Origin of the sequence: Mediterraneibacter butyricigenes (genome assembly GCF_003574295.1) — a bacterium.
GTDB lineage: Bacteria > Bacillota > Clostridia > Lachnospirales > Lachnospiraceae > Mediterraneibacter_A > Mediterraneibacter_A butyricigenes.
This window is the reverse complement of the sequence record NZ_BHGK01000001.1, coordinates 673,065-684,638: the sequence shown is the minus strand read 5'-3', so window position 1 is coordinate 684,638 and position 11,574 is coordinate 673,065. Positions and strand designations below refer to the sequence as shown.

At 37.9% G+C, this 11,574-nt stretch carries 10 protein-coding genes and 3 pseudogenes; 11 read left to right on the top strand and 2 right to left on the bottom strand.

Annotated features, from left to right (window positions below):
- Positions 1–120 precede the first annotated feature (120 nt).
- From KGMB01110_RS03285 to KGMB01110_RS03255, 7 genes and pseudogenes are all read left to right on the top strand, one after another.
- The gene (locus KGMB01110_RS03285) at positions 121–1,071 is read left to right on the top strand and encodes an alpha/beta hydrolase (protein ID WP_243112657.1); all 951 of its coding nucleotides are present in this window, start codon (positions 121–123) and stop codon (positions 1,069–1,071) included.
- Positions 1,068–2,885 carry a DUF6320 domain-containing protein gene (locus KGMB01110_RS03280; protein WP_119297559.1) on the top strand — a complete coding sequence of 606 codons (1,818 nt, stop codon included), beginning with the start codon at positions 1,068–1,070 and terminating at the stop codon, positions 2,883–2,885. The genes KGMB01110_RS03285 and KGMB01110_RS03280 overlap by 4 nt, the downstream gene beginning before the upstream one ends.
- A gap of 131 nt (positions 2,886–3,016) precedes the next feature.
- Positions 3,017–3,142, top strand: a pseudogene (locus KGMB01110_RS15230) (LysR family transcriptional regulator); the annotation flags it as partial.
- A 31-nt stretch (positions 3,143–3,173) separates the two neighbouring features.
- Positions 3,174–3,777, top strand: a pseudogene (locus KGMB01110_RS15795) (transglutaminase-like domain-containing protein); the annotation flags it as partial.
- A gap of 379 nt (positions 3,778–4,156) precedes the next feature.
- Complete coding sequence (locus KGMB01110_RS15790; protein WP_306307833.1) at positions 4,157–4,351, top strand: DUF4209 domain-containing protein; 195 nt, start codon at positions 4,157–4,159, stop codon at positions 4,349–4,351.
- A gap of 263 nt (positions 4,352–4,614) precedes the next feature.
- On the top strand, positions 4,615–5,940 hold the full coding sequence (locus KGMB01110_RS03260; protein WP_119297557.1) for an IS1380-like element ISRgn3 family transposase: 1,326 nt from the start codon (positions 4,615–4,617) through the stop codon (positions 5,938–5,940).
- 101 nt (positions 5,941–6,041) lie between these two features.
- Entirely contained in the window at positions 6,042–6,431 is a 390-nt protein-coding gene (locus tag KGMB01110_RS03255) for a PDDEXK nuclease domain-containing protein (RefSeq protein ID WP_330508007.1), read from the top strand.
- Between the two features lie 297 nt (positions 6,432–6,728).
- Here the strand turns inward: KGMB01110_RS03255 and KGMB01110_RS03250 are convergent.
- Positions 6,729–6,936, bottom strand: a pseudogene (locus KGMB01110_RS03250) (ISNCY family transposase); the annotation flags it as partial.
- A gap of 118 nt (positions 6,937–7,054) precedes the next feature.
- Between KGMB01110_RS03250 and KGMB01110_RS03245 the strand changes: the two are divergent.
- Entirely contained in the window at positions 7,055–7,729 is a 675-nt protein-coding gene (locus KGMB01110_RS03245; protein ID WP_119297556.1) for a FadR/GntR family transcriptional regulator, read from the top strand.
- Positions 7,730–7,872: 143 nt separating this feature from the next.
- Here KGMB01110_RS03245 and KGMB01110_RS03240 read toward each other — a convergent pair whose 3' ends face one another.
- The gene (locus KGMB01110_RS03240; RefSeq protein WP_243112653.1) at positions 7,873–8,328 is read right to left on the bottom strand and encodes an HIT family protein; all 456 of its coding nucleotides are present in this window, start codon (positions 8,326–8,328) and stop codon (positions 7,873–7,875) included.
- Positions 8,329–8,743: 415 nt separating this feature from the next.
- Here KGMB01110_RS03240 and KGMB01110_RS03235 point away from each other — a divergent pair, with 415 nt between their 5' ends.
- From KGMB01110_RS03235 to KGMB01110_RS03225, 3 genes are read left to right on the top strand one after another with little or no spacing between them, the layout of a single operon-like run.
- Positions 8,744–9,766, top strand: a complete 1,023-nt coding sequence (locus KGMB01110_RS03235) for a TRAP transporter substrate-binding protein (protein WP_119297555.1) — start codon at positions 8,744–8,746, stop codon at positions 9,764–9,766.
- Between the two features lie 13 nt (positions 9,767–9,779).
- Complete coding sequence (locus tag KGMB01110_RS03230) at positions 9,780–10,289, top strand: TRAP transporter small permease (RefSeq protein ID WP_119297554.1); 510 nt, start codon at positions 9,780–9,782, stop codon at positions 10,287–10,289.
- The gene (locus KGMB01110_RS03225) at positions 10,289–11,569 is read left to right on the top strand and encodes a TRAP transporter large permease (RefSeq protein ID WP_119297553.1); all 1,281 of its coding nucleotides are present in this window, start codon (positions 10,289–10,291) and stop codon (positions 11,567–11,569) included. Before KGMB01110_RS03230 ends, KGMB01110_RS03225 begins: the two co-directional genes overlap by 1 nt.
- The last annotated feature ends 5 nt before the right edge of the window (positions 11,570–11,574 follow it).

Sequence of the window (11,574 nt, the reverse complement as noted above, 5' to 3'; positions counted from 1 at the left end):
GTATTAATATCCGGTGTATTGTAATCCTACAATATTCAATTCACTTTAATAAGTACTTTATGATATAATGGACATGTAGTTTTTTACAGACATAAGAACGGATATAAGGAGAACATAGTATTGATCAATCAGACAGCGAAGAAGATTTTGAAAGCTCTGTCTTTTGATGGTGTGGAAGTAGAAGCATTTCGACATATGGCGGATTTAAAACGATTGGATCCGATGAAGATTTTTTATAAAAAAATAGATGAGAAAATATATAACGGGAGTCATGCCGTTCCGATTCGTATTTTCTTTCCAACTGAAAAAAGTTTTCGTGAGAGTGAAGAAAAGAAACATAATATTCAAGATAAAAAGTTGCTTTTGTTTATACATGGCGGCGGCTGGGTTACAGAGAGTATCGATAATTATGAAAGAATTTGTGCTCGGCTTGCTAATGCAACCGGACAATATGTAGTTGCAGTTGAATACCGACTGGCACCGGAAGATAAATTCCCGGCAGGTCTGGAAGACTGTTATGCCGTTGCGAAAACATTATATTCCGGAGATTTTATGCTCAACATAAAACCTGAAAATATTACGTTGATCGGAGATAGTGCCGGAGGGAATCTTTGTGCAGCATTATCTTTGATGGCTAGAGATCGTGGAGAATTTATGCCAAAAAGACAGATATTGATCTATCCGGCTACCTATAATGATTATACAGAAAATTCACCATTTCCATCTGTTAAGGAAAATGGAACAGACTATCTTTTGACAGCTGGGAAGATGCAGGATTATATTGATCTTTATGCGAGAAATGAAGAGGATAAGAAGAATCCATATTTTGCACCATACATAGCAGAAGATTTAGCGAATCAACCTGATACATTGATTCTTACATGTGAATTTGATCCACTTCGAGATGAAGGGGAAGCGTATGGGAAGCGCTTAAAAGAGGCTGGAAATTATGTGGAGATACATCGGATCAAAGAAGCATTACATGGATATTTTGCGTTGGGGATCAAGCAGTTACATGTACAGGAAAGTTTCATCTATATCAATGAATTTCTGAAAGAGGAAACACCGTGAGTAAGAAAAAAGCACGTTGGAGAAAACTAGATAATGCAGCAAAATTATATTCTGCTGCCAGTAATAAAAAAGATACGAGAGTGTTTCGCTTTTACTGCGAATTGAAAGAAGAAGTAAATCCTGATGTTTTGCAGGAAGCATTGAATCAGACAATAGAAATATTTCCTACGTTTTTGATGGTGCTTCGCAAAGGGTTATTCTGGCATTATCTTGAGCCATGTAATTTACAACCGATTGTAAAGGAAGAGTACAAAGAGCCTTGTAGTAGACTCTACATAAAAGATAAGAAGACACTGCTTTTTGAAGTAACCTATTATAAAAAACGAATCAACTTCGAAGCATTCCATGTATTGACAGATGGCACAGGAGCGACAGAATTTTTAAAAGAACTGGTAAAAAATTATCTCTATCTTATTCACAAAGAAAATGGATTAGAACCAGTTTCTTTGTTACCAGAAGATATGACGGTACAAGATCAAGAAGCTGATAGTTTTTTGAAATATTATTCAAAAGATCAGAAACGACCGAAAAAAAGAAAACTACATGCTTTCCAGATACGGAGAAAAAAGAAAGATGGAAATCATCTGCACGTCCATGAATCTGTTGTTTCAGTTCAGGCAGTATTGAATCGGAGCAGGGAACTCGGCGTATCTATGACAATCTTTTTGACAGCCTTATTTATGATGGCAATAAATGAAGAAATGTCTAAGATGCAAAAGAAAAAGCCGGTCGTGTTAATGGTTCCGGTTAATTTAAGAAAGTTTTTCCCGTCTTTATCGATGCTGAATTTCTTTCATTGGATTGAGCCGGGATATAATTTTACTACACAAGATCAAAGTTTTGAGGCAATACTGAAATATACGAAAGAATTTTTTGAGACAGAACTGACAAAAGAAAAGATGTCAGCGCATATCAGCGAGTTGCTTGCCTTGGAACTGCATCCGATTCTGAGGCTTGCACCTTTGGAATTGAAAAATCTATGTATTCAGACCGGGGCAAAATATTCAGAGAAGAACACGACAGCAATCTTCTCTAATATGAGTGCGGTTAAAATGCATGCGAGTTATGTGCCTTATATCGAACGATTTGGTGTGTACACAAACACTCCTAAGTTTGAATTGTGTTTGTGTTCTTTTCAGGATAAATTATCATTTGCATTTACATCCAGATACGATACAGTGAATATTGAACGTAACTTTTATCGCTTGTTAAAAGAACAGGGAATTGCATCTGAAAAAGTAAAACCTGAATTCCCAAAGACAGATGAGCCAAGCGAACAGGAAATGAAAGTCTATAAAATTTATAGCTTTCTGTGTATTGCAATTGTTGCGGCAATGCTTGTTGCGGAGTGTAATTCCCATCCGAGAGTTCGCTGGACCTTATTTACAGCCGGAGGCGTTGTGACAATGTGGATTACCTCATCGATTGGATTTTTTAAACGCTATAACCTGCTGAAAAATGCGATGTGGCAGCTTTTTATCGGTACTATTATCTGTTTTATATGGGATGCGCTGACCGGTTGGCACAGTTGGTCTGTAGATCTTGTGCTGCCGATCATGAGTGTATCTACACTTACAGCGATGTTTGTAATCGCTAAAGTGAGGAAAAGCCCTGTGCGAGAGTATCTTATTTACGAAATTATGGCTGCCGGATACGGATTGATCCTTCCGGTAACCTTACTCTTATGCAAAGTGGTGAAAAATCCAACAGTAAGTATGTTTGGATCGTTAATATGTTTCCTGTTTCTTGTAGCAGTGATATTGTTTAAAGGAAGAGAATTTAAAGAAGAGATGCAGAAAAATCTGCATGTATAAAATAGTGTTGATGAAACATTAAAAATGCTGAACAGAATCATTTCACTTTGATTTTACAAGATGATATAGATGATGTTTGGGATGCAACATGATAGAATGGTTACAACAAAAAAGCAGGAATAAAAAACATGGAATTGAAAGGAAAAGAAGAGGTTGTAGAGGGAACGATAACCATTGGATGCAGTGAATTTGCAGCGGTGGAGACATTGGCGAAGATATGTAAAACATATAAAGAAAAATATCCGCTGGTTCAGATTAATAGCTGATTAATATGAAAGATTACAGTAATTTGAAAGGATTAAGGCAATCTACAACTATGTAAGAGATGATGTTTTATTTGGATATAATATTGATGACGGAATTTCAGCTTCAAAAGTACTTGCAGATGGTTATGGACAATGTAATACAAAAGGAACTTTATTTATGGCACTTTTACGTGCCTGCAATATTCCATGCAGAGTACATGGTTTTACGATTGATAAAAGATTGCAGAAAGGGGCTATGACCGGGGTTGTTTACCGTAATGCTCCAAAAAGTATTTTCCATAGCTTTCCATAGCTGGGTAGAAATTAATTTCGAAAATCAGTGGTACGAACTGGAAGCTTTCATTTTGGATAAAACCTACATAAAGAAGTTACAGGAACAAAATTCGGAATGTACAGGTGCATTTTGCGGTTATGGAGTAGCAGTCAAGGATTTCAGAAATCTCATTATTGAGTTTGATAGGAACAATACTTATATTCAGAGCGAGGGAATCAATCAGGATTTTGGTGTTTATGATTGTCCAGATGAACTGTTGAAGGAACATCATCAAGAAATTTCAGCCTTTAAAGCATTTGCTTATAGACATATTGGAAGACACCTCATGAATCGTAATGAAATCAGAGTGTAAAAATAGAAAGGCTTGTGCCAATGTATCCTATGAGTAAGGATGAGATGAATTATGAAAGGCTGATAAAGATATTGTCTCTTTACAGGCTTACATTAGGGCAGGCAAGGCAGGAAGAACTTCTGGAGTATTTATTCAATGCTAGAGAAAATTCATGTGATGTTATGTTACGAATAGATGATAGTTTTAATAATGAGGCGTATAGTTCACTGTTTATGCAACTTAGTAAATACCTGTTTCCGGTAAAACGGTTTTCAACAACAATGAAAAATAGAATTCATATTTTGAAATTTAGCAATAGAATGTGTGTAATTGCTAAGCAAAAATTATTATTCGGGTATTAGGGTGTCCCTAATGAGCATTTTACCGTTTGGATAACCAAATGGTCTGCTCGCTAAGATTATACATTCTAACATTAAAAGATGATGGATCATCAATGGAGAAAGTATTGAGTTCTATTTTGTCCTTACCGGAATTATTAGATTGCTATGACAACGATAATTTGTTTACATTTAGAGGTTTATTAAATGAACAGGCGGGTGCAAATATAAGAAATGAGATTGCACATGGCTCATAAGTGAATATGCTTGCTCTACAGGTGTATGCTTATATTTTGGAGTGGCAGTTATAAAATTACTTTCGCTTACATCTGTTTCATGCTATCAGATATTAAACCTGGATTATTCACGGCGTAGCCGTGAAAGTGGCTGAAAGCCACATAGTTACTGTATTTTAATTGAATATTGCTTTTCACTTATCAAGCGAATAAAAAAAGAGCATCCATTTGTGGTAAAATTAAGGTGTTCAAAGCCATTAATAATACAAACAAAGGAGCCCTTCATGAGTATTGTAAACACCTTATCACTAGAAAGCAATAGACAGATTAAAATAAATTTTGATGGAGGAGATTTATCCTCCGATGCAGACCTGCTTCTTATCAAAGAATTCGTAAGTAAACTTGACATTGATAAACTTTTCAGTCGCTCATTTAAGACTAATGATTCTGCATCATTTAGATATCACACTGACAAGGAGAATCTCCTTCAGATAATCTATATGATTATTGCAGGTTATTTTGAAGATGATGTTTCAGATGAACTTACAAATGACTCAGTATTTAAAGCAGTACTAAATAAAGATGCTTTAGCATCACAACCTACGGTATCAAGATTCTTTAACCGTATGGATGAAGATACTTTAAACCAATTCCTTACGATTGGCAGAATACTTCGAAAAAGAGTTTACAGTATTCAGATGCCACAGGCTGTTATTCTGGATCTGGATTCCACTCTTCTTGATGCATACGGTAAACAGGAAGGCAGAGCCTTTAACTTTCATTATCAGAGCAATGGATACCATCCACTTGTCTGTTATGATGGAATGACTGGGGATCTGATAAAAATCCAACTTCGTGATGGAACACAGTATTCCTGCACTGGAGTGGTTGACTTCCTGCAACTAATACTTGATGAATATCTGAATGATTATCCAACAATCCAAATTCTGCTTCGGGGTGACAGCGGTTTTGCTACGCCTGACCTTTACAAGCAGTGCGAGGAAAATGGCACAAGCTATGTCATCCGGCTGAAGGAGAATGGTATTCTCCGTGAAAAAGCATCCCATCTTGTGGATGAGCTTGATGAAATCACCAGGAATAACAAAGTTGATTATGCGGTAGTTTATGGTGAATTCATGTACAAAGCAGGTCCATGGCCTTATGAAAGGCGTGTGGTTTGCAAGGTTGAAAAGCCGGAAAACCAGATGGTTTACATGTACACATTTGTTGTCACAAACATGGATTCCTCACCAGAGTATCTCATAAAATTTTACTGCAAAAGAGGACGGATGGAAAACTTCATCAAAGAAAGCAAATCCGGTTTTGATTTCGCTTCTGTAAGTAGCCATGCTAGAATCGTAAATGCCAACAGACTTCAGGTACACGCTCTTGCGTATAACATATTTAATTGGTTTAGACGATTGGCATTATCAGCAAACATGCGAAAACAACGCATAGATACCGTCCGTTTAAAACTGCTGAAGATTGCTGCAAAAATAATTCGTTCAGCAAGATATATCACATTCAAGCTGTGCAGTAGCTGCCCTTATAAGAATGAATTCTATGAGACACTTTCAAATATCGGTAAGCTGAATGTACAGCTGGAATAGCAACTATTAACGAATCTTGATAGCTTAACAATTGCACTCTGAACTCTGCCACAGGGATTTTATACCCTTTTGACGGGTTAATTGAGTGATGTTATGGCTGCGTGGATCAATTTTTAGATTCATGGCACAGTTATCGCTTCAGATACTGTTCCGTGAATAATTTAGGTTACATTTTGAAGTGCTTTGTATTGATTGATTTAAAAACGTCAAAAATTACACATCAGGATGTGGGACAGATGGATATGTATATTCGCATGTATGATGAGATGAAGCGAAATGAAGGGGATAATCCGACATTAGGTATTATTTTATGTTCCGATACAGATGAAGATATTGCGAAATATTCTATATTGCATGGACACGAACAATTATTTGCATCTAAATATAAAACATGCCTTCCGTCAGAAGAACAGCTTCGAGAAGAGATTGAAATTCAGAAGAAATTTTATTATTTACAGAAAGAAGAAGACAAAGAAAATAAAGATTTTTAGAATACAAGTAAAGACAGGCGTGAGTCATAAAAAATATGACTTACGTCTTTTTTTTGCAGATAGGTAATTGCGAAACAGGTTCGCAATCTTGATTGAAACAAGGATAGAATCCTGCATTGCAGGATTCTTGGGCTGGAAGGCGGCGGTCATCAATTTATGGCATGGTAAAAAGGCTTCCTAGTTACTACGAAGCAGAAAAATTTATAGAATCTCAATTTTATGCAATCAAAGGCTTAAGACTTCGAATGTATTGATGTAGATGAATTTTATCAGCAACGATTAATGTAACAAGTTGGGCTATGCCAGCCAAAAGTAAATCGGCATGAAGCGTTTTTTCGTTCTGGGTTTTACGGTTAGCTACGCAAAAGCTGTCTTTAAAGTGGTTGATGGATTTTTTAACATTTACACGGATTTTATATGTTTCTTCCCATTCTGTCGAACCTCGTTCCACTCCGGGATAGGCACGAAGATCCTTTTCGGGATAAACGTAAATCATTCTTCCACAGGAAGGGAGCATTGATATGCTCCCTTTCTTTTTTTGTTCTTGAATAAAAAAAGCAAATTTCGTATACTTAGTACAATAAGAATTTTACTATATTGATAGAAAAGAACAGGTGCAGGATATGGAAAAAAAGAAAGAAAGAACATTGGTGGAAAAGACGGCGGACCGTATTATTGAATATATTAAAGATAATAATATGCAGCCGGGGGAACGTCTTCCAAGTGAGCATGTTCTTACAGATATGCTCGGAGTTGGGAGAGGAACTCTGAGGGAAGCGATAAAAACGCTTATGTCTCATAACATATTAGACGTCAGACAAGGTGCAGGAACTTTTGTGTCATATAAAAATGGAATACCGGAGGATCCACTTGGATTGGCCCTTGAAAATTCCGACGAAAAATTATTGCTTGATATGCTGGAGGTGCGTATGATCCTGGAACCAGAAATCGCAGAATTAGCGGCGATGAATGCGACAACGCCGCAAATCGACGAACTGTTTAGACAGTGCAGGCAGATGGAAGATTTGATCACGGAGAATAAATCTTATATAAAAGTGGATGCACTATTTCATCAGAAAGTAGCGGAGTGCAGCGGCAATCGAATCATTGGGAAGATGATGCCGATCATTACCTCTTCGATACAGTTGAATGTTGGTGGTACGAGAGACCAGTTTAAAAAGAAGACGATTGAAGAACATCGGATTATTGCGGAAGCAATTGCCAATCGCGATCCAAGAGGTGCAAAATATGCAATGATCGCACACCTTAACACGACCAGGTCAGGGGTCACTTATTAAAAAAGGGGCTGTCGCTTTAACGAATAAATTTTCGTGAAGCGGCAGCTTCTTTTTTCTTGTTTTTAGGATAAATTCTATCAATAAACGCTACGCGAGGATGCGCAGTGATTCTGATCGGAATATGTCAGCTTTGCTGACCAGAATCACGCGCCAAGTCTCACGTACGTTCGACTTGAATTTGCCAGAGCATCTTTGATCAACTGGATTCGAGCATCATACGCTTCATCTGTAAGTAATGTTTTTGGATTCGTGTCGGTAAAAGGACCGCCCCATTCCGGACCATCTTTGAATTTTGGCACGAGATGCACATGGAAATGGGAACCGAGATCTCCGTACACGGCATAGTTGATCTTGTCTGCGTGGAACAGGTCTTTCAAAACACGTGCGCATGTGGCCGTAGATTCGCTGAAAATGCTGCGCTCTTCCTGTGTTAACTCGAAAAATTCTTCTTTGTGGTCGTTGAAAGCGAGAACACAACGGCCGGTATATCGCTGGTCTTTGAATAAATAGAATGTAGCGCATGGCATGTCGCAGATTTTTATCATCAGACCCTGCAGGCGTTCATCTTTGGTACAATAGAAACAATCGTTAGTGTTCATTATTTTCATCCTCTCTACTTTTTTTACAAACTGCTATAGCACGAAAATGTGAAATGTAAAGAATAATAATGTTAAATAGTGAATGAATAAAGAGGTTCTGTTCAGAAAAAAGACAGAGTCTTTTCTGCATTTATAAAAAATTAAAAGAGATGATGTATTGGTAATACACGCTGAATACATCATATGAATATAGAAATATGTATGATGAATTCTTGAAAATGAGGTGACAGGTGTTGTGAAGAAATTCAAAAAATAGCAGAAAAAACTGTGCAAAACATAGAATGAACTGTTAAAAGTATATCAATAATTGACTTTTATTACAAAAAGTGTAATGATTTAATCAATAAATACATCGTACGTGTATGGAGAAGTAATATGACAAATTTAAAAACGTGTATGAGATGGAGGAAGAGAAATGCGAAAAATTAAGAAAGGGAAACAAGTAATAGCAGTGTTGCTTATGATGGCAATGGTTGTTACATCTGCAACTGCATGCGGAAGCAAAAAATCTTCAGAAAAAGAGCAACTTGTTTTCCGTATGGCAATTGTTGATGGAGAGGCTTCTCCAATTTATAAAGGCGCAAAAGCAATGGCAGACGCTGTGTATGAGAAGACAGACGGCGAGATCAAAATCGTAGTTGTAACGGGTGGAGCACTCGGAGATGAAAGAGGTTCCGTAGAGCTTTGCAGTCAGGGAGATTTGGACATTGCATCTGCAGCAAATTCTGTATTGACAAACTTTATCCCGGAGATGGATATTTTGGATCAGCCGTATCTTTGGGAAAATGAAGAGCAGGCACATGCAGCGGTAGACGGACCGGTGGGAGATCTTATTTCCAAGGCAGCAGAAGATAAGCTTAATGTACATGTGATTGGATATTTGGAATCTGGATTCCGTGATACATTTTCAAAGAAGCCGATTAAATCAATTTCAGATTTCAAAGGTGTAAAGATTCGTACAATGCAGAACCAGTTTCATATGGCAGCATTCCAGTCATTCGGTGCAATGCCGACAGCAATGGCATACAACGAAGTATTTACAGGTCTTCAGCAGGGAACGATCGATGCCTGTGAAAATGCAGTAAGTAACTGTTTGTCAAATGGCTATTATGAAGTCACAAAAAATGTAACCTATACACATCATGCATTCACGTATATCCCGGTTATGATGTCTGATAAAGCATGGAAGATGATTCCGGATGATCTGAAAGACGAATTCATGGAAGGATGCGAAGAAGGATATAAAGCAGAGCGTCAGTATCTGAAGGATGCAAATAATGAGGCAATTAAAGAACTGAAGAAGAAAGGCGTGAAGTTCTGGAACATCGACATGAAAGAACTTAAGAGCGCATATGAAGCAGAAGCCAAGAAGCGTGGATTCAAATTTGATCCAACATGGCAGAAAGCAGTAGACCAGGTTATTGCCGAGACAAAATAGGAGGAAGAAAAGAATGAAGAAAGTATTGAAAGGCCTGACGACTGCGGAAAATTTTATCATGGCTGTCACATTTGCTTTGATGGTTATCTGTTCTTTCGCTCAGGTTGTAAATAGAAATATATTTAAATTGCCAATTGTCTGGTTTGATGAGGCATCTACGTACTGCATGATCTATATGGCACTGATTGGAACGGAGATCGGTTTGCGTGATGGCTCACAGATTGCGGTAACGGCAGTTACAGATAAGCTTCATGGAAGCTGCAAAGGAATTGTAAGCCTGTGTGCAAAGATCGTCGTATTGATCTTTTCGTCAACGATCCTTATAACAGCAGTAAAAATGGTAGCAGTACAGGCACGCATCGGCCAGACTTCTGCAGCATTGCGCCTGCCAATGACAGTTCCATATGCAGCATTGGTTATCAGTTTTGCGATGATCGTACTTGTACAGCTTGGAATGGCAATTGAGATTGTGATCAAAATTGCGAAAGGTGATAGTTTTGAAGATGAGGAGGTAGAAGCCTAATGGGAACAGCATTACTTTTATTCGGAACGATGGCAGTGTTCCTTATTATCGGAGTACCGATTGCATTTGCATTAGGTGCTTCCGTATGGGCAACCATCGTATTTAGTCCAGATTTTACTGTAACAACAGGAATTATTGCACAGAGAATATTCGGAGGACTGGAGTCCACATCCATTATGGCAATTCCATTCTTCATTCTCGCAGGTAACCTGATGACAAAGGGTGGTATTTCAAGACGACTTGTTAACTTTGCAAATAGTATTGTTGGTGGTGTTCGTGGTGGTATGGCACTTGCTCTTGTACTTGCATGTGCATTCTTTGCAGCACTTTCCGGATCTGCACCTGCAACGGTAATTGCAATTGGGTCTATGCTTTATCCTGAAATGGTTAAGATGGGATATCCAAAAGACAGAACCGCAGGTCTGTTAGTAGTATCGGGAGGTCTTGGACCTATTATTCCACCAAGCATTATTATGGTAGTATATGGAACGATTACAGGTGCTTCTATCAGTGATATGTTTACATCCGGAATGTTCATTGGTGTGATCATTATGCTTGTATTGATGATCGTTGTATTAGTACTTGCACATAAAGAGCAGTGGCCAAAAGCAGAAAAACGTCCGACATTAAAAGAATTTGGAGATACTTTTTTACGTGCGATCCCGGCAATCCTGCTTCCGGTCATTATTCTTGGAGGAATTTATTCCGGACTTCTGACACCTACAGAATCTGCAGCAGTAGCCGTTGTGTGGGCACTGATCGCAGGAATGTTTATTTACAGAGAAATTACGGTAAAAGATTTAGTGCCGATCTTTATTGATTCAGCAAAAGGAGCCGCAATGATTTTATTTATCATTGCAACATCTACAGCATTTTCATGGATCTTTGCTTATTCAGGAATTTCAGGAGAGTTGGTACATGCAATTGTAGGAATGCATTTAAGCAAGACGGTATTCTGTATCGTAGTTGCAATCATTCTTCTGATCTTTGGAACATTTCTGGAAGGTATTGCAACATGTGTACTTATGGTTCCGATCCTCTGGCCAATCGCAAGCAGCCTTGGAATCGATGCGATCCATTTTGGTATGATCGTAGCAATTTCAAATGTGATCGGTACAATGACACCTCCGGTAGCTGTTAACATTTTCTCAGCAGCTTCCGTTACAAAATTGAAAATGGGACAGATCGCCAAAGGTCAGATACCATTTTTTATTGGATATGTACTCGTATTCTTTGCAGTCGTTCTGATTCCGGCAATCAGTACACTGTTTTTAGGATAAATAAC